This window comes from Acinetobacter sedimenti, assembly GCF_022601685.1.
Taxonomy (GTDB): Bacteria; Pseudomonadota; Gammaproteobacteria; order Pseudomonadales; family Moraxellaceae; genus Acinetobacter; species Acinetobacter sedimenti.
Window position 1 is genome coordinate 84,861 of sequence record NZ_JAKUML010000002.1, and the last position, 17,884, is coordinate 102,744.

20 protein-coding genes are annotated in these 17,884 nt (G+C 42.4%); 10 read left to right on the forward strand and 10 right to left on the reverse strand.

Translation table 11 applies throughout. From position 1 onward, the window contains the following. Positions 1-10: 10 nt before the first annotated feature. The 4 genes from MKI79_RS01485 to MKI79_RS01500 form a co-directional block, all read right to left on the reverse strand. A complete protein-coding gene (locus MKI79_RS01485; RefSeq protein WP_241570302.1) occupies positions 11-433 on the reverse strand; it encodes an aspartate/glutamate racemase family protein in 423 nt (140 codons plus the stop codon). 44 nt (positions 434-477) lie between these two features. Beyond that, positions 478-936, reverse strand: coding sequence for a DUF441 domain-containing protein (locus MKI79_RS01490; protein ID WP_241570303.1), 459 nt, complete (start codon positions 934-936; stop codon positions 478-480). A gap of 120 nt (positions 937-1,056) precedes the next feature. After that, complete coding sequence (creB, locus tag MKI79_RS01495) at positions 1,057-1,785, reverse strand: two-component system response regulator CreB (protein WP_241570304.1); 729 nt, start codon at positions 1,783-1,785, stop codon at positions 1,057-1,059. A 328-nt stretch (positions 1,786-2,113) separates the two neighbouring features. After that, the gene (locus MKI79_RS01500) at positions 2,114-2,935 is read right to left on the reverse strand and encodes an exodeoxyribonuclease III (RefSeq protein ID WP_241570305.1); all 822 of its coding nucleotides are present in this window, start codon (positions 2,933-2,935) and stop codon (positions 2,114-2,116) included. Positions 2,936-2,989: 54 nt separating this feature from the next. Here MKI79_RS01500 and pyrE point away from each other — a divergent pair, with 54 nt between their 5' ends. After that, positions 2,990-3,640, forward strand: a complete 651-nt coding sequence (gene pyrE / locus MKI79_RS01505) for an orotate phosphoribosyltransferase (protein ID WP_241570306.1) — start codon at positions 2,990-2,992, stop codon at positions 3,638-3,640. Positions 3,641-3,746: 106 nt separating this feature from the next. On the opposite strand, the gene MKI79_RS01510 is transcribed toward pyrE, so the two are convergent. Next, on the reverse strand, positions 3,747-4,142 hold the full coding sequence (locus tag MKI79_RS01510) for a hypothetical protein (RefSeq protein ID WP_241570307.1): 396 nt from the start codon (positions 4,140-4,142) through the stop codon (positions 3,747-3,749). A 188-nt stretch (positions 4,143-4,330) separates the two neighbouring features. Beyond that, on the reverse strand, positions 4,331-4,591 hold the full coding sequence (locus tag MKI79_RS01515; protein WP_241570308.1) for a TonB-dependent receptor: 261 nt from the start codon (positions 4,589-4,591) through the stop codon (positions 4,331-4,333). A gap of 14 nt (positions 4,592-4,605) precedes the next feature. Between MKI79_RS01515 and MKI79_RS01520 the strand changes: the two genes are divergently transcribed. Beyond that, complete coding sequence (locus tag MKI79_RS01520) at positions 4,606-4,887, forward strand: hypothetical protein (protein ID WP_241570309.1); 282 nt, start codon at positions 4,606-4,608, stop codon at positions 4,885-4,887. Positions 4,888-5,024: 137 nt separating this feature from the next. Here the strand turns inward: MKI79_RS01520 and parE are convergent, their stop codons facing one another. Continuing rightward, complete coding sequence (parE, locus tag MKI79_RS01525; RefSeq protein ID WP_241570310.1) at positions 5,025-6,905, reverse strand: DNA topoisomerase IV subunit B; 1,881 nt, start codon at positions 6,903-6,905, stop codon at positions 5,025-5,027. A 422-nt stretch (positions 6,906-7,327) separates the two neighbouring features. On the opposite strand from parE, the gene MKI79_RS01530 reads away from it, so the two are divergent. The 8 genes from MKI79_RS01530 to ruvX all read left to right on the forward strand — a co-directional run bounded on the left by MKI79_RS01530 (position 7,328) and on the right by ruvX (position 14,944). Continuing rightward, complete coding sequence (locus MKI79_RS01530; protein WP_241570311.1) at positions 7,328-8,683, forward strand: GPI inositol-deacylase; 1,356 nt, start codon at positions 7,328-7,330, stop codon at positions 8,681-8,683. A gap of 600 nt (positions 8,684-9,283) precedes the next feature. After that, entirely contained in the window at positions 9,284-9,502 is a 219-nt protein-coding gene (locus tag MKI79_RS01535; protein ID WP_241570312.1) for a dodecin family protein, read from the forward strand. 190 nt (positions 9,503-9,692) lie between these two features. Further along, the gene (gene mutY / locus MKI79_RS01540; protein ID WP_241570313.1) at positions 9,693-10,841 is read left to right on the forward strand and encodes an A/G-specific adenine glycosylase; all 1,149 of its coding nucleotides are present in this window, start codon (positions 9,693-9,695) and stop codon (positions 10,839-10,841) included. A 29-nt stretch (positions 10,842-10,870) separates the two neighbouring features. Continuing rightward, positions 10,871-11,443 carry a M23 family metallopeptidase gene (locus MKI79_RS01545; RefSeq protein WP_241570314.1) on the forward strand — a complete coding sequence of 191 codons (573 nt, stop codon included), beginning with the start codon at positions 10,871-10,873 and terminating at the stop codon, positions 11,441-11,443. Positions 11,444-11,620: 177 nt separating this feature from the next. Next, on the forward strand, positions 11,621-11,878 hold the full coding sequence (locus tag MKI79_RS01550; RefSeq protein WP_241570315.1) for a hypothetical protein: 258 nt from the start codon (positions 11,621-11,623) through the stop codon (positions 11,876-11,878). A 184-nt stretch (positions 11,879-12,062) separates the two neighbouring features. Further along, positions 12,063-13,724 (forward strand): DNA repair protein RecN, encoded by a 1,662-nt coding sequence (gene recN / locus MKI79_RS01555; RefSeq protein WP_241570316.1) that lies wholly within the window; start codon positions 12,063-12,065, stop codon positions 13,722-13,724. A 196-nt stretch (positions 13,725-13,920) separates the two neighbouring features. After that, positions 13,921-14,499, forward strand: a complete 579-nt coding sequence (locus MKI79_RS01560; RefSeq protein WP_241570317.1) for a YqgE/AlgH family protein — start codon at positions 13,921-13,923, stop codon at positions 14,497-14,499. After that, positions 14,492-14,944: a Holliday junction resolvase RuvX gene (ruvX, locus tag MKI79_RS01565; RefSeq protein WP_241570318.1), complete on the forward strand. Its 453-nt coding sequence runs from the start codon at positions 14,492-14,494 to the stop codon at positions 14,942-14,944. The genes MKI79_RS01560 and ruvX overlap by 8 nt, the downstream gene beginning before the upstream one ends. A 44-nt stretch (positions 14,945-14,988) precedes the next feature. Here ruvX and MKI79_RS01570 read toward each other — a convergent pair whose 3' ends face one another. The 3 genes from MKI79_RS01570 to MKI79_RS01580 all read right to left on the reverse strand — a co-directional run bounded on the left by MKI79_RS01570 (position 14,989) and on the right by MKI79_RS01580 (position 17,821). Beyond that, on the reverse strand, positions 14,989-16,143 hold the full coding sequence (locus MKI79_RS01570) for a hypothetical protein (protein WP_241570319.1): 1,155 nt from the start codon (positions 16,141-16,143) through the stop codon (positions 14,989-14,991). Positions 16,144-16,286: 143 nt separating this feature from the next. Further along, entirely contained in the window at positions 16,287-16,871 is a 585-nt protein-coding gene (gene pgsA, locus MKI79_RS01575; RefSeq protein ID WP_241570400.1) for a CDP-diacylglycerol--glycerol-3-phosphate 3-phosphatidyltransferase, read from the reverse strand. Between the two features lie 155 nt (positions 16,872-17,026). After that, positions 17,027-17,821: an acyl-CoA thioesterase gene (locus tag MKI79_RS01580; RefSeq protein ID WP_241570320.1), complete on the reverse strand. Its 795-nt coding sequence runs from the start codon at positions 17,819-17,821 to the stop codon at positions 17,027-17,029. Positions 17,822-17,884: the final 63 nt, after the last annotated feature.

Below are 17,884 nucleotides of genomic sequence, written 5' to 3' on the forward strand. Positions count from 1 at the left end.
TTTTCTCGTACTAAGTCATAGTGGTCGGCGTTTTGGGAGCCGAAAAATCACTGAAATTTGCATGACCCAACGCCAAATTCACCGCTACTTCGGCATGAATCTGCGCTGAATCAAAAATCGCTGTATTTAAATCCAATTGCTCAGTCAATAAGACCAACTCAGTACAACCCAAAATGATTCCCTGCGCACCTGGAGCAGTTAAATCGTCAATCATGCTTTGAAATTTTTTTGCAGATTCAGCCAATACTTCGCCTGCATCCTGCCAACGGTTTTGTTGTTGGTATTCAGCGACTTCGGCGAAATTAACACTATTGATCATCACTTTGTCAGAGTTTAAACCACCAAGCTGTTGCTTCACTTTGCGGTTGATAAATTGATAATAGAGCTGTGTCGATTCCCAACTCATTCCGCCAATCAGTCCGATGGTTTTCATGTTTTACTCCATCGCATTGTCAAATCACAGGTAACGCTGAATTATTATTTCGTCCACAATAGCACTGAAACAATTCCCGCCGCAATCAATGGTCCAACAGGCACGCCACGAAAGAAAGTCACGCCAATAATCGTCCCGACCAACAACCCTGTCACCACCGTCGGTTGATCAACCATCAAGGTCACACCTCGCCCACCAAGCCAAGCGACCAATACACCAACGATCACCACAACCATGGTTTTCCAATGGCTAAAGACTTGCATCATATCTTCGGCTTGGATTTTGCCACTGACCAAAGGCGACAACACCGCAATAGTGAGAATAATAATACCAAGATGCAAACCATACTTTTCCATCATCGGTGCATACTGCACCAATGGCGTATGTAATACGATCAGTAAAACTGCCGAAGCAATGGTGATCGAGGAGTTATGGCTAATCACACCCAAAGCAATAAAAACAAGGAGCAACAAAGAGATCGCATGTGCGGAAAGAAAAGACATAATTAAAAAATGAAATACTCAGCAGGAAGCCGATATTATGCGTGAATGCGATCTAAACCGCTATTCGACTTCAGCGTAATACTTTCGATCATATCTATTTTCGACCATATCAAAGGTAGATTAATTCAGTTCTAAACTATAGCCAAAACCCCGATGGGTTTGAATCGGCTCTAGTTCCCTACGGACTTTTTTCAGCTTGGCACGTAGACTTTTGATATGCGTATCCACCGTCCGATCAAGACTATGATCGGGATGCTCCCACACTTGATCCATCAATTGCTGACGACTAAACACTTGCGTAGGATGATCGATCAAAAATTTCAACAAACCATATTCATAGCGAGTCAGTTGTAAGGCTTCGCCAAAATAAAGAATCTGCAAACGCTCAGGCAGACATTGCCAAACGGATTGTTGCGAAGCTTGTACAATATCATCGGCAGTATTTGCGAGCGAATTTGCTGATACAGAATTTTGCGACAGTTGCATGCGTCGCCAAACGGACTTAATCCGAGAAATAATTTCCCTTGCGCTAAATGGCTTATGACAATAATCATCCGCACCAATCTCTAGCCCAACGATCCGATCAATCTCATCATCACGAGCAGTCAAAAATAATAGCGGTGTATGGCAATATTGACGCAGTTGTTTACAGACTTCGAAGCCATCTATATCAGGCAAGCCCACATCGAGAATAATAAAATCAAAAGTGCGAAATTGTGTTTCAGTCAATGCCAACCGCCCTTGACTGACCCAAGTCACTTGCCATCCCTCACGCTCAAGCGCATATTTTAACGGCAAGACGATGGCAGCATCATCTTCGACATAGAGTATCTGTTTGGCAGTGGTCATAAGAGATTTGTTTGAGGAATAATGATTTTAAGATTAAGTAAAACAGCAGGTTTTCACAAGTGATCTTTCTTTTAGAAATTATTTTTTAGAATCAATACGGCTTTTGAGATAACCGTGCCCTGTAAAATCATGACGGGATACAACACAACAATACAGGACGCATTGATCGAGGCGATGGATCAGTCTCAATCACTCATATTCGGATAAAATATGAATGGACTTAGTGTAAGCATTTTTACAAAAAAATCTATGCCAAAATGTAAAATTAAACCGATGGTTTCGCATCTGTTGACATTTCAACCATCGGTTTTGATAAAACTAATCTGCGTTAAGCAATCTTATAATCAATAATCACAGGTGCGTGGTCGCTAAACCATTGTTCTTTATACACCCAAGCATTGACTGTCCGATCTTTCCAATCTGGCGAGCAAGCATGATAATCAATCCGCCAACCGACGTTGTTGGCACGGGCTTGACCTCGATTCGACCACCATGAATACAGCTCCGCTTCATCACGTACCACTCGAAAGGTATCGACATAACCTAAATCATCATAAATATGATCAAGCCACGCACGCTCATGTGGCAGACAGCCTGACGATTTTTGATTGCCTGACCAGTTTTTAATGTCGATGCGCTTATGCACGATGTTGTAATCACCACAGACGATGATGGATTTATTTTGTTTGCGCCAATCACTTAATATTTGTTGATATTGCTCAAGGAAATGATCTTTGCGAGCTTGCGCCTCATCACCCGATGAGCCAGATGGCAAGTACAATGAGCAGATAAAAACATTTTCAGGTAGACCTAAATCAAACTCGGCACTGACAAAACGTCCTTGTGTATCGGCAAGCTCAAAACCTAAACCATTAGTGACGCTGACAAAAGGCAGACGACTATACACCGCCGTGCCTGCATAGCCTGCTTTTTGCGCTTCAAACATGTGCACATGCCAACCCTCAGGTTTAAAGGCATCTGTCCATTGATGTTCGCTAATGCGTGTTTCTTGCATACAGACCACATCGGCTTCGGACTGTTCGAGCCATTCAAAAAAGCCTTTTTTATGCGCAGAACGTAGTCCATTCACGTTGATTGAAACGACACGTAAAATTTTTGTCTCACTTGGATAGCTATCCTTTGGTATCATGCCGAGCAGTATCCTTATTTCAAATTAACATGGTTAAAAACTGGAGCATAGCACATGACAACGACCAATACTTTTCAAGCCCAAGCATTTATCGACTTGGCATTATCTCGTGGTGTGCTCAAGTTTGGCGAATTTACCTTAAAGTCAGGTCGTGTTAGTCCATATTTCTTCAATGCGGGCTTGCTCAATGATGGCGAGGCTTTGGCACTGCTAGCCAGTGGTTATGCTGATCAACTCATGCAATCTGAAGGCGTCGAAGTGATTTTTGGACCTGCCTATAAAGGCATTCCGTTTGTGGCTGCGACCGCTGTGGCATTGGCACAGAACCATCAAAAAAGTGTGCCGTGGGGATTTAACCGCAAAGAAGCCAAAGATCATGGCGAAGGTGGTGTCTTGGTTGGTGCTAGCGTTGCGGGAAAAAAAGTGTGGATCATTGATGATGTGATCACCGCAGGCACAGCGATTCGTGAAGTAGTAACAATTTTGAAAAATGCAGGTGCTGAAATCGCAGGCGTATTGGTGGCGTTAGACCGTCAAGAACGTGGTCAAGGCGAATTGTCTGCGATTCAAGAAGTACAAAAAGAGCTGAACATTCCAGTTCATGCTTTGATTACCATGAAGGATTTAATGGATTATTTGGATCAAAAAGGCGAAACAGCATCTTTGGAAAATATGCAGGCGTATCGCAGCCAGTATGGAATTTAAGAGTTTTTATTTCTAAGAATCAATAATCAAAAAAACCACAGTACGATGAATCGGCTGTGGTTTTTTTTATGCGCTCAACAGGATATTGAGCATTAATTTTGAAAACTTATGAGCAAACAGGTGCCAACTTTTCAACACGCTTATATTTAAGCTGTGCAGATTTACCTTCTGGAAGACTTTGCTCAAGGATCAAATCTGTCGCACTCAAGGTATTAATAGTCAAAGTTTGCGTCACTTCACCATCTTCACGGATTTCGACATTTTTGCCGTTTACGGTGTAGTCATATTCTTCTTGGTCAATGGCTTCGTTTGAGTCATCTTCGCAGTCGAACGCATACATGGTGATTTTACCATTACGAAGCTCAGTCACATTGGCAATGCCATCTTCAACTTTATCAAAAGCCCAATAACCGTCTGCAGCACCTGCGAATGCTTGGTTTGTCGCAAAAGTTACAATAAAAGATAAAGCGAGAGAGAGAAGCGTGTTTTGTTGGAGTTTCATGGCAATTCACCTGACAAGAGTTAGCAATGCTTTAATGATAGATCACTGTGAAAAAATGTCTAGTAATTATACAGAACTGCTTAGTCTGATTTACTTAAAAGTCCTTTCATTTCTTCATCACAGTGAAACAAAATACCCAAACACGGTGGTTTGGGTATTTTGCATGTTCAGCTTAAATCAAATCTATGTTAGAACTTATAACGTAGCGTCAACGCATAATTACGTGGTTCACCATAACGATTCGATGTTGCGGTCACATACGAATAATATTTTTCATCTAAAACATTATAAGCATTTGCAGAAACGGTCAATTTTTCATTGATCGGGTAGCTCGCCATCAAGTTCACTAAAGCAAATGCAGGCTGAGTTGCTGAGATTGCACTATATCTAGAAAAAACTTGCTCGCTCTGATAATTCACCCCTGGAGCTGTATGAAACCCATGCGCCATGTGAATTCAAAACTTTGCGTATTGAACACAGCACACGTCAGCTTTATGTGCTTTTTGAAAATGGTGGCAAAGAACAGATTGATGAAACACATCCTAGATGGGATGAAATCATGGCGCATTTTTATCATAAAAGTTTTGCAAATATTGAAGCAGTTTTTCAAGATAAAGCCAAGCAAGATCATTGGTTAAAAAAAGCAATTAATGATGTTAAAAACCACGAAGAAGGTCAGACGATTACATCACATCATCAAAGTAGCAGTTTTAGCTTTCAATCCGCACAACATGGGAACTCATAGCTTGTGCAACAGCAAGCAGGTGTAGAGGATCTGACCAAATCATCGAGCAAGAAATGGATGATGATCGCTGTGGTGGTTTTCCTTGTTGCAGTGTTATTGGTGATAATGCGTTAAAACACAGAGACTCCAGTTGTAACTCAAATCCCTATATCCGCCAAATTGCCTTTTTGCTCAAGCCACTGCTTACGATCTGGTGCACGCTTTTTGGCAAGTAGCTTATCCAGTAAACTTGCTGTAAAGTGAATATCATCCAAATCCAGTTGCACTAAGCGACGTGTATCAGGATCCATCGTGGTTTCACGCAATTGAATCGCATTCATCTCACCCAATCCTTTGAATCGAGTAATTTGCGGATTTTTATTGCCTTTAACATTTTTTAAGATGTCATCCAGCTCATCATCATCTAGCGCATAATGCACATCTTTACCAATATCAATCCGATATAGCGGCGGCATGGCAACATACAGATGCCCTTCTTCCACTAAACTTGGGAAATGACGCACAAATAACGCACAGAGCAAAGTTGCAATATGCAATCCATCCGAGTCCGCATCAGCGAGAATACAGACTTTACCATAGCGTAGCTCGGACAAATCATCACTACCCGGATCGACACCAATCGCAATCGCAATATCATGCACCTCTTGTGAAGCGAGTACCTCATCCGAAGCGACTTCCCAAGTATTCAAAATCTTACCTCGAATCGGCATGATCGCTTGGAAATTCTTATCACGAGCTTGCTTGGCACTTCCGCCCGCAGAATCACCCTCGACGATGAACAGCTCTGAATCTTCACGAGTTAAGCCTGCACAATCTGCCAATTTCCCTGGTAATGCAGGTCCTGAAGTGATTTTTTTACGTTCAACTTTTTTTGCGGCTTTGAGTCGTCGTCCTGCTTTGGCAATGGCAAGCTCGGCAAGTTGTGTGGCGATGTCAGGATATTGATTCAGCCACAGTGCAAAAGCATCTTTGGCAATGTTCAGTACAATCCCTGCAGCTTCACGGCTCGATAGACGTTCTTTGGTTTGACCAGAGAATTGTGGCTCTTGGAATTTTAACGACAGGATAAAGTTCACGCCATCCCAAACATCTTCAGGGGAAATTTTTAAATTTCTTGGGAGCAAACTGCGCAATTCACAAAACTCACGCAGTGCATCGGTAATGCCCGAACGCAAGCCGTTGACGTGTGTGCCGCCTTGCGCAGTTGGAATCAAATTAACATAGCTTTCTTGAACGGCTTCACCACCTTCAACATTCCAACATATAGCAAACTCACAACTGGATTTATCAACTTTCCCACTCGATACATAGGGAATTTCAGGAAGAATATCTCGGTCTTGCACCTCATCTCGAAGATAGTCGAGCAAGCCATTTTCAAATTGCCATTCGATTTTTTCATTATTAATTTCATCGAAATATTCAATGTGTAAGCCTGCGGCGAGAACAGCTTTGGCTTTGAGATTATGTTTGAGTGCTTTTAAGGCGAATTTTGGACTGTCAAAATATTTTGGATTCGGTAAGAAATGAACCGTTGTACCAGTGGCACGTTTTGGTGCTTTGCCTTCAAACACTTGTAAGGGCTGAGTCGGCTCACCATCAGCAAAATCCATTTTATAGAGATTGCCATCACGCTGAACCGTGACATGGACTTGGGTAGAGAGCGCATTGACGACTGAAATACCAACACCGTGCAAACCACCTGAGAATTCGTAGTTTTTATCGCTAAACTTACCACCTGCGTGCAGTTTGGTCAGGATAATTTCAATGCCACTTTGCCCATATTCAGGGTGAATATCGACAGGCATACCACGTCCATTATCTTCAACGGACAATGAACCATCTGCATGTACCACGACTTTGATTTTATTAGCGTGTCCTGCAAGTGCCTCATCAACCGCATTATCAATCACTTCCTGCGCCAAATGGTTTGGACGAGTGGTATCGGTGTACATGCCTGGACGACGACGTACAGGATCAAGACCAGATAAGACTTCGAGCGATTGGGCGGTATATGACACGTTATGCTTATTCCTTTGAAAGGCGGAAACTGTTTTTTCAATACTGTGCGTATTTTTACAGTAATTTTTAAGCTTTTAAAAGTGTTTGTACGATTTGCTAGTTTTAGCACGACAAATCTTGACTGTTTATTGCGCTTTTTGTCGGTTATTTTTCATTATTGTTCAGGCAAGTTTCTCTTTTTACATAAACACTTTAGTCGAACTTGCCGAAAGCCGAGAACGTGTTATATTCAAGCATATGCAACATATCGCATAGATGTTGATCAATGTAATTTGTCATTTTGACAAGAGATATTGTCTAACAAGAATCACTTTATGATCGGAGTGAATGCGATATAAAAGAAATTGGACAGATCGAAAATAAGATTTGTGACTTTGCATAACGGACGTGCAAAAGCCTCACAAACCGCCGAGGATACACTATGGCAAGCTTAACACCGTTACAAGAAACCTACTGCCGTTGGGATTCTACACCACCACATCAAGCCGATGTACTTGAAGGTTTGGCACAGTTGGTAACGGTGAACTTACTTGGCATTCACGATACTATGCAGATGATCCATCGTGAAGTGTTTCTCAAGACTTTGGGCTTTACCCAAGAACAATCCAACCGAATTTTAGAAAAACCATTAGTACAACAGATGTTTCGTCATGGTTATGGCTTTGCACAAAATTACGGTACGCACATCCTTGCGCCTGCTTTACGTCAGATTAATTTCCGTTTTCCAAAACTCCAAGAAAAAACCATGTCGCCTGCGATGCACTATCTGGTCGGTGCTATCAATGGTGTGATGGGCAACTATCTGCGTAGTCATCACAACCCGATTGCCCTACCGATGGTGTTTTATGATCACTATGGGCAATTGCAAAAAGGTGATTTGAAAGGTCGTGTGGTCATTTTGGTACATGGTCTATGTATGAATCACCTGACTTGGGCGAAAGGTAGCCACGCAGGCATTGGTGAGCACCTACTTGCTCAGCGTGATAACAACACCATCATTTATCTGAACTACAACACTGGACGCCGTATCTCTGCCAATGGCAAAACCTTTGCACGTCAGATCGAAGACTTATTGCAACGCAATCCTGAGATTACCAGTATCGACCTGATTGGTCATAGCATGGGCGGTCTAGTATCACGCAGTGCGCTGTTCTATGGTAAACAAAACGTACACCATTGGATCAACAAAGTTGGCAATCTCGTCTGTATCGGCTCACCGCATCACGGTGCAGTGCTTGAGCGTCTTGGCTTCATGCTTCAAGATCGTTTGGGTCGTTTTCCAATTCTCAATCGTATTGGTCGCCTTACACAGATTCGAAGCGATGGTATTCTCGATCTTCGCTATGGCAGTGTCCGTGATGACGATTGGGAGCACCTTGAGGTCCGTACAGGTACGCTGACTGATGTGCGTAAAACGGCCCCTTTACCAAGCCGTATTAATAGCTTCTTGGTCGCAGGAACCATTGAAACCAAGCCAAAACAATCCAAAGCTTTGGAAGTGGTTGGCGACTATTTGGTGAGTGTCAGTAGTGCGCTCGGCGAACATCCAAATCCGAAATATCAGCTCAATGTGCCTGAGCCACACAAAGCGGTTTTCTATGGTTTAAACCATATGGAAATTCAGTATCACTCACAGGTCGCTGAACAGATCACACGCTGGTTTTATCCTGAGAATTTGTCTGAACCGACAAAACGCATCGAAAATCTCACACAAGCTGATCACGAACATGTGCAAAGCAAAGAAATGTATGAGATGGCAGGAATCGTCGAAACCTAATTCAGTCAATCAAATCAGACATTTCGCCTGATTTTTCTATACTGCGCTTTTTTAGATTATTCCTTTTAAACTGTTCTTTTCGAACAATCATTGATTAGGGTCTGTTGACATTTCACAGATGCTTGCAACAACGGATGTTTTTTAGGCGATACTAGGAATGAATGAAGAAATTTAGTCATTCTAAATGATTCATTCATAACAACGTAGCGTCAAAAAACATCCTTGTCCCGAAGGGTTATGGCTAAAATTGCCATAAACTTCGTTATGAAACTTGACAAGGGAGTGACCATTCTCTGCGTTTCATGCCTCGTTTATGTGATTTTAGCCTATAACGCAATGCATGGTTGAAATGTCAACAGACCCTAAAAGATTACCAAAGCACAGCACAACTGTTGTGCTTTGTTACGCCGTTTACATTTTATATTTTTTAAAACTTTACGATTCCTGTTAGTTTAATTTTTGTACCAGTTGTTTTGTCCCAAGATGAAATGTCTTGGCATTACTTCAACACATTTCTAAACAGTCAATTTTTAACTCATTCTCTGATTTTTATTTTAGATAATGATTTTATTTTTTGATCATAAAACAAGGAGTTGTATCATGTCTGTTGCTAAGAATGTTGAGATTAGTAGTAGCTCAAGCAAGAGTTTTGAAGATGCTATTCAGCAAGGTATTGCACGTGTCAATAAGACGGTGAAAAATGTAGAAGGTGCGTGGATCAAAGAGCAAAAAGTCCGTATCAAAGATGGCACCATCACAAGCTACAATGTGATGATGATCGTTAGCTTCGTGATTGATGGCGATGATGATTTAAAATAAGTTGTACGTGATTTCGTGCTGTAAACTCATAAATCACAAATAATCTAAGCCGAGCACTATGCTCGGTTTTTTTGCGCCCGTATTTGTGTGTGCGGTCTTTTATGCTCATTTTTTATGATTTCAATTTCTCTATTTAAAGCATGATAAAATTTTACCAATATTTCATTCGATCAATGCAATTTCCATTTTAATGTCAAATCCTCTGAATCAGCCCAACAATCCAAATGATAAATTCGCACAGCTTGTTGCCAACGTGACTACAAACAGTGCGAATTATCAGCAGATTTTTAGCCAAAAATTACTGACATGGTTTGCACAGCATGGTCGCCACGATCTACCGTGGCAGGTCAAAGATGATCCCTACAAAGTGTGGGTATCGGAGATCATGCTTCAGCAAACTCAAGTGAAAACCGTGTTGCGTTATTTTGATCGTTTTATTGTGCGTTTTCCGACGGTGCAAGATTTGGCAAAAGCAGAATGGGACGAAGTTGCACCTTATTGGGCAGGTTTGGGCTATTACGCACGTGCTCGCAATCTACATAAAGCCGCTCGACAATTGATTTCGCAAGGGAGTTTGCCACGTGATCTAGACGGTTGGATGGCGCTTTCAGGTGTAGGTCGATCAACTGCAGGCGCACTGATGTCACTCGGTTTAGGACAGTTTGGGGTGATTTTAGATGGCAATGTCAAACGTGTGCTATCTCGTTTCTTTGCCATTTCAGGTGATTTGAGTAGCTCAAAAAATGATAAATTGCTTTGGCAACTTGCCACTGCACTCGTCCCTAAAACCGATCATGCAGTATATACCCAAGCAATCATGGATCTTGGTGCAACATTATGCACACCAAAAAAACCGCTGTGTATGTACTGTCCGATGCAGACAGATTGCCAAGCTTTCGCACAAGATCGAGTGCTTGATTTTCCACAAAAAAAAGTTAAAAAAGCGGTTTCAATTAAACATGCTGATGTACTGATCATCGAGTTTGAGCAACAATGGCTATGGTACAAACGTCCTGAGCAAGGCATTTGGGGTGGGCTGCATTGTTTACCTATCATTGAGCAAAGCAGTGAGAAAACCAATGATCAAAAAGATGAATTTAAAATTCTGATCGGAAAATATAATTTGCAAGCATCGGATACTGTACAGATTAAGCATCAATTTACCCATTTTACTTGGCTTTTGAATTGTCATCGTTTTATGGTTAAAGCGGATCAAGTGAAACAATTACAACAACAGTTTTCAGCGCAATTTTATGCTATACAAGACTTAGAAAGTGTAGCGATTCCTACTGCGATGCAAAAAGTCGTTAATCATTTTAAAATGGTTTATATGGATTAATGCAGTAAAAGAAAAGGATATTTCAAACAATGCCTCAAACTCGTCAATGCAATGATTTCAACATTCTAAAGCGATTGATTCATTTTTTTACAGTTTTTACATTTGCCATATTGGTCGTTGGTTGTGCCTCAAAACCAGTGAAACGCACGCCACTTGATCCATCCAAAGTACAACAACTGCAACGTCAAAACTTGGCAACTCGTCTTCCAGTCCCTGTAAATGGTGTATCTCGCAAAGCATTGCGTGACACATGGGGCGCATCTCGCAGTAGCGGTCGAACCCATGAAGGCATCGACATCATGGCAGAACATGGCACCAAAGTGTACAGCACCACATCGGGCATCATCGCGGATATGAAAGACAATCGCTTGGGTGGCAAAGTGATTTGGATTCGAGGACCTGCGGGCTCGTGGCACTATTATGCACACCTAGAAAAACACAAACGTGGCTTGGAAGTCGGCGATAGCGTGAGCAAAGGTGATTTGATCGGCTATGTCGGGAGTACAGGCAATGCAAGTCGTACTGCACCACATTTACATTATGGGATTTATTTGGGTGGCAAAGGGCGTAATGCTGTGAATCCATATCCTTATTTGCGTTAGTGAGCTTCGGAAAACCACCTGCGTAGGCAAATCTCTATGTTGCTCCTTGCTCGCAATCCTCATGTACGATATTGTACACTGCGGTTGCTGTGCGAGGTGCGCCTTGAGATTTGCTCTACTCACTCAGTTTTACAAAACTCCCTTTAAAGAATTTCCAATTTTTAAAAATCAAACGATATGAATACTGAACAGCTCGTTGAGCGCCTGATTACATTTGCCGAAGCAGGCAACCAACAAAAAATCCAACTGGAAAGTGGCTTGATCATTCAAGGTTGGGTGATGGAGATCACCGACGAAGCCCTACTCATCAGCTCAGGCTATTCGGATAAAGTGGGTAAAGATCAGTGGATCACGCATCAAGACTTAATCACCGCAGAGTTATTCTATTGGGATAATCAAAATGATACCTGGGCAGTTTTTCATTTGAATGATTAAATAAAAGTAACGAATGTAAACATTACTGAGAATTTTTCAAATCTTCACAGCTAGACATATCATTTTTTCAACAAAATACAGTAGTATAAAGTGGTTGGTTTAGGCAGTCTGAACGATTGCTCATCCAAAGAGCTAATCCAAAGACTCACACAATCACAATCCGTATTTAGAAAATTACTCGCCTATGCTTAGCCACATCACACTTATTGATTTTGCCCTTGCCGACCATCTCGAACTTGAAATTCATCAAGGTTTCAACGTCCTAACGGGTGAAACTGGTGCAGGGAAATCTTTATTACTCGATGCACTTTCGGCATGTTTAGGTGAGCGTAGTGATGCCACTCAAGTACGTTATGGCAAAGAAAAAGCTGAAGTCATTGCAACATTTGGCTATCAAGCAAACAGTCCTGAACAGGCTTGGCTCAAAGAGCATGAGCTCGAAGAAGATGAGTCAAATGAGATCGTGATTCGTCGAGTGATCTTCTCTACAGGTCGTAGCAAAGCATGGATTAATGGTCGCCCAACTAGCCTAACAGAGTTAAAAACTTTAGGTCGCCTATTGGTACTTCTATATAGCCAACATAGTCAGCAACAACTGCTCGACCCACCTTATCCGAAGCGTTGGCTTGATCGTTATAGCGGATTGCAAGCACAGGCAACACAAGTGAAAAGCGCCTACCACGCTTGGCAAAAGGCTGCAAAACAATATCAATCTGCACTTGATGCACAGCATACTCGTGCCACGCAGATCGCTCAACTTGAACAACAGCTTGAAGATGTTGAACCGTTATTAGAGATTAATTATCAAGTCATCGAGCAAGAATACGACCGCTTGAGCCATCATGAAACCATGATGCAAGACTGTGCCTCGATCATGTATGCACTGGATGAGTCAGAGCAAAATTTACTCCAAGAACTTGGCAATGTTTTACGCCGTGCCGAAGCGCAACAATCTCGCAGTCCACAGCTTGAACAGGTCTACAACAGCATCGTCAATGCACAAAGTGAACTGGAAGATGCTAGTGCAACACTGCGTCAATTTGTTGATCGGCAGAGTTTCGATCCTGAACGCATGGAAACCCTGAATCAACAGCTTGAACAGTTCCATCGCCTTGCACGTAAATATCGTATTCAACCTGATGAACTCATCGCACAACAAGCGATTTGGCAAGCTGAACTCGAACAACTGAATTTTTTGGATAATCCTGAGAAATTGGCTGAACATGTCGCCGAGCTTGAGCAAAGTTTCTTAAATGATGCTGAACAACTCAATGACGCACGCTTAGCGGTTGCAGATGATGTTGCGCAGAAATTAAGTGAACAAGTCAAACCTTTGGCATTGCCTGAAGCATTGTTCAAATTTGATTTTCAACCTTTTGATACACCAAATGCAGAAGGTCTGAGCGCAATTCAACTGCTCTTTACTGCCAATAAAGGCATTCCACCGCAACCTTTGGCACGTGTTGCATCGGGTGGTGAACTCTCTCGTATTGCGCTAGTGATGCAAGTCATGAACGCCAGCAAAGCGGATGCCGAAGTGTTGGTATTTGATGAGATTGATGTCGGGATTAGTGGTGGGACAGCGGAGATCGTCGGTCGCCTTCTGGCAAATCTCGCTGATCACGTGCAAATCCTTTGCATCACCCACCAAGCACAGGTTGCAGCGCAATCTGATCAACATTTATTGGTAAAAAAACAACAAACCGATCCTGCCAGCAGTACCATTGTCGCTTTGGGTGAGCCCGAGCGAATTCATGAGTTGGCGCGTATGTCAGGTGGTGTAGAGATCAACAAGACCACACTGCAACATGCGAAACAACTGCGTGAGTTGAAATTTTCGTCTTGATTTGACAGGATGTTGACGGATTTTTTCAGACATCCTGCTTTTTTCAGCAAGTTTGCGATTTTATTGCATAAAAATATTGGCTTTCTGTGCTGAGTCAAGTATGTTGAAAGCACAGTTTTTTTAATTCCTATTCAAAATTTTTAATAGTTCATTTTCCTTTGAATATACTTTCCTATTTTTTCAGGAGATTCGATGAGTGGCAAAACAACATTCCAAACAGTTTCCTAAACAATACCTCAGACACCGCTGTTTAATCGCACCGCCACATTTGGCAGATGATTTTTTTGCACACAGTGTGATTTATTTGGCACGTCATGATGCCGATGGTGCACAGGGGATTATGCTCAATCGCCCATCTTCAGTTCCTATTCGTGAACTCCTCAACGATCTTGATATTGACGCTGATCATGTCAATCCACATGCTGTACTGCACGGTGGTCCTATCCGCCCAGAGGCAGGCTTTGTGCTCCATACGGGTCAGCCGACGTGGCATTCTTCCATTGCTGTTGGCGAAAATGTCTGCATCACCACCAGTAAAGATATTCTCGATGCCATCGCTCATAATGAAGGTGTGGATCAATATCAAGTCGCACTTGGCTACGCCAGTTGGGGAAAACAACAGCTTGAAGCGGAAATCGCTCGTGGTGATTGGTTGGTCTGCCCTGCGGATATGGATTTGATTTTTAATCTGCCATATGACCTGCGCTGGAATGCGGCTTATGAGAAAATTGGCGTCAATCCAAGTTGGCTTGCCGATGAGATTGGTCATGCCTGATTCAGATATGAATGCAACTACACAAACCATTATGGCATTTGACTTTGGCACGCAGAAAATGGGCATCGCCGTCGGTCAAAGCTTGATTCAAAACAGCAATCCACTGGCACTTTTCCCGATGAAAGACGGTATCCCAAACTGGGATGAACTATTAAAAATCGTCAAGCAATGGCAACCCGATGTATTCTTAGTCGGCTTACCACTTAATATGGATGATTCTGAATCTGATTTATCTCGTCGAGCACGGAAATTTGCTCGTCGTCTACGCCATCAAACCAATATCGACACATGGATGGTCGATGAACGCCTCACGACACGAGATGCACGCCAAGATTTGATGAATCTACAAGCGCAAGGTCAAGCCAAACGCATACAGGCGGATAGTTTGGCGGCTGGATTATTATTAGAAAGTTGGTATCGTGAGCCACATGGTATTACGCCATAAATGATAAAACTTCATGCCAATTCAAGGCACGAAAGCTCAAATCATTAACACACGATCTTATCAATCAAATGCCCTTCAACCAACTTGACTTCACTTTGATCAGGGTTCATCTGCACCACAAAACGACCATTGGAATAGATCAGATGATCATCTTTAATGACATAACTCATCACGCTTTTTTTCAAAACCGTTTGTGTTCCATCAGCGGAAATTTTTAACAGTTGCCAATTGTTTGGAATCAATCCAGGGAATTTTTCACCTGACTTGGCATTTTGTGCAGTGGTCTGCTGTGCTTTGATCAAATTACCTTCGATAAAAATATCTTCTTCAGATTTTTGCTGTGCCTTAGCAGGGTTTGCACCTGATGACGTTTTTAACGATTCTCCTGTATAACGCTGGGTAAAAAAGTCCAACCAACTGAAAATCGCTTTAAAAATCTTCACAGGAATCAAGGCAATATCTTTTAACGTCCACGTACTGGCTTTGCGATATTGATACGGTCGGCGAAGCACGTACAGATTGCCCTGTGCATCAATCTGCGGTTTAAAATAATCAAACTCAGGCGAGGCAAGAATGCTTTCGAGATCGCCTGTTTTTAGGTTTAGACGACAAATCTCTTTCGGTCCTAGACGCATCGAACCTCGATCATCCGCACCAAAACCACACGAATCATAATAAATCAGATCCGAATTTTGCGGATCAAAGCACGGATGCGCATCCACGCACTCGCCTTCGGTAATATACTGAATCCGATTATCATCAATCGCCAAGATGCTCAGGTGTTGCACATAACTACCAAGCTCCCCACCTGATAGCACAAGCCGTTGATTGGCACGATCAATATCCATATCAAAGGTGATGTAGTCATTCTTACGCAAAACCAGTGATTCAGGCTCATTAAAATCGGTTAATGACTTGGAGTAAATCGCTGTGCCGTCTTGCAAACATGCACTATAAATAATCCGTTCCGATGAAGCGATGAGCACATCTGTGGCAAAAATCATCGCCTCATTATCTTCTTGCTGTGGAAATGCACCCATAAACTGTGCGCCTGCTCCGCTATTTTTCCACGCTTTACGTTGTTTGATTTCTTGCAGATTCTTTTTATATTTGTCGATCGCCTGACACGGAATCACGATGTCTTTTTGATCATAATGATAGTTCAATGCTTTTTTACTGAGATAAAAAATCGGAAACATTAAAACCTCTCAATGATTTAAGTTATTTTTTCTAAAATAATTTTAGCGAATTCTGTATAGCGTACTGTGGTATGACTGTGGCGAAGTATGGTTCAACGCCACATAAATTGCTGTAGATCATTACTGTAGAGCTTTGCTGTAAATCAAGGTTGTTTTAAATACGGCCAAGCCGCTTTAAGATAGATAAACATCGACCACAAAGTCAAAATCACTGCGGTGTAGAGCAAGGTATAAGCAATCCATTCTATCGGTTGCCAATTGAGCAAAAATGCCGTAATCGCAATCATCTGAAAGGCGGTTTTATATTTACCCACTGTAGATACAGCAACATTAGTCCGTGCACCAAGCTCTGCCATCCACTCTCGCAGTGCCGATACAGTGATTTCACGAGAAATAATCACAATCGCCGCAAATGCCATGATAATGGTTGGTTGCCACTGTACAAGGACGATCAATGCCGCAGCCACCATCAGCTTATCTGCCACAGGATCGAGAAAACGTCCAAAAGCCGAGCTTTGATTTAAAGCACGAGCAAGATAGCCATCGAACCAGTCGGTAATCGCAGCAAGCACAAAAATCCCTGTCAATAAACCATGACGGAACATTGTTCCCTCGTGACCATTGATCTCGAGTGCGGGTGGCCAATAGGCGATTAAAAGAAAAACAGGAATAAGGACAATTCGAGCAATAGTTAAGATATTTGGAATATTCAGGATACGACCTGTCATATACACCGCCTGCGACGCCTTCCCCAAGAAAAAATGATGCATGCATTTTCTATCATGCTGTACGCACTCTATACCATATTGATAAAACTGTCGAGCTGTGCACGCTTTGCAAATGATCCGTTTTTAAGACGTCTAATCCATAGATCACGTTTAGATTAGGCAAATACCGTGACGGTTTGACGACTCAGTGCAATCACATTCCCCGCCTCATCCCAAATCTGCGCCTGCTCTGTGGCATAGCCACCTGAGGCATATTCGGTATGCTCACGATATTGTAGCCAAGCAGTGCTCTCTAGGCTGTAATCACTGACAAATGTCAAATGCCAAGTCAATGAATTCGCAGGTGATGGTGTACGACACACCGCTGTGACACCGGGTGGCCAAATATCTGCCAAAGCGATCAAATGTGGTGCTTGCATTGCCATCTGACTCACTTCAGGTTTAAAACGAAACCACCCTCCGAAATCTGCCGACTCATCTGCTTGAAAAGGCATACCGCCTTCTGCCCAATACAGATCATAATGTTGAAAACACTCTGGAATCATGCCTTGGATATAAGGCATTTTCTGTAGTGTACTGAGCTCCGCAAAGTTCGGGATAGAAGGTAACGCATCAATACTTACCGCAGATTGCCGTGCTTTGCCAAAGCTTGCGACCATGATGGTCTGCACTTGATCGTTCTGCCATAGTCGAGCTTCTAGCGTAGTGACTGAACCGCCAACTCGTAAGGTTTCTACCGTGATTTTTGAAATCTGATGCTGTACTGGTCCAACAAAGGTAAAACTGGCACTGAGTGGTTTGCGCTCTGCATCGCCTAATACGCTTTGTGCTCTCGCCATCAATAGCGCCGCAACAAAACCGCCAAATACAGTGCGCCCCTGTCCCCAGCCTGTCGGCATGTCAAATTCTTCATTTTGGGAAATGTATGCTAAAGCTTGATCAAAATTCATAAGATGCTAAAAATAAGTACAACAAAGTGCATAGATAGTGACAATTACCTTGCCATTTGTGAA

Excerpts from the sequence above, each read along its gene's own strand:
- MKI79_RS01510 (WP_241570307.1), bottom strand. The coding sequence starts at position 4,142 with ATGAAACTCCAACAAAACACGCTTCTCTCTCTCGCTTTATCTTTTATT.
- MKI79_RS01530 (WP_241570311.1), top strand. The coding sequence starts at position 7,328 with ATGGCAAGCTTAACACCGTTACAAGAAACCTACTGCCGTTGGGATTCT.
- MKI79_RS01550 (WP_241570315.1), top strand. The coding sequence starts at position 11,621 with ATGAATACTGAACAGCTCGTTGAGCGCCTGATTACATTTGCCGAAGCA.
- MKI79_RS01490 (WP_241570303.1), bottom strand. The coding sequence starts at position 936 with ATGTCTTTTCTTTCCGCACATGCGATCTCTTTGTTGCTCCTTGTTTTT.
- MKI79_RS01580 (WP_241570320.1), bottom strand. The coding sequence starts at position 17,821 with ATGAATTTTGATCAAGCTTTAGCATACATTTCCCAAAATGAAGAATTT.
- MKI79_RS01515 (WP_241570308.1), bottom strand. The coding sequence starts at position 4,591 with ATGGCGCATGGGTTTCATACAGCTCCAGGGGTGAATTATCAGAGCGAG.
- pgsA (WP_241570400.1), bottom strand. The coding sequence starts at position 16,871 with ATGACAGGTCGTATCCTGAATATTCCAAATATCTTAACTATTGCTCGA.
- MKI79_RS01485 (WP_241570302.1), bottom strand. The coding sequence starts at position 433 with ATGAAAACCATCGGACTGATTGGCGGAATGAGTTGGGAATCGACACAG.
- MKI79_RS01535 (WP_241570312.1), top strand. The coding sequence starts at position 9,284 with ATGTCTGTTGCTAAGAATGTTGAGATTAGTAGTAGCTCAAGCAAGAGT.
- mutY (WP_241570313.1), top strand. The coding sequence starts at position 9,693 with ATGTCAAATCCTCTGAATCAGCCCAACAATCCAAATGATAAATTCGCA.
- recN (WP_241570316.1), top strand. The coding sequence starts at position 12,063 with ATGCTTAGCCACATCACACTTATTGATTTTGCCCTTGCCGACCATCTC.
- ruvX (WP_241570318.1), top strand. The coding sequence starts at position 14,492 with ATGCCTGATTCAGATATGAATGCAACTACACAAACCATTATGGCATTT.
- pyrE (WP_241570306.1), top strand. The coding sequence starts at position 2,990 with ATGACAACGACCAATACTTTTCAAGCCCAAGCATTTATCGACTTGGCA.
- MKI79_RS01570 (WP_241570319.1), bottom strand. The coding sequence starts at position 16,143 with ATGTTTCCGATTTTTTATCTCAGTAAAAAAGCATTGAACTATCATTAT.
- MKI79_RS01500 (WP_241570305.1), bottom strand. The coding sequence starts at position 2,935 with ATGATACCAAAGGATAGCTATCCAAGTGAGACAAAAATTTTACGTGTC.
- MKI79_RS01545 (WP_241570314.1), top strand. The coding sequence starts at position 10,871 with ATGCCTCAAACTCGTCAATGCAATGATTTCAACATTCTAAAGCGATTG.
- creB (WP_241570304.1), bottom strand. The coding sequence starts at position 1,785 with ATGACCACTGCCAAACAGATACTCTATGTCGAAGATGATGCTGCCATC.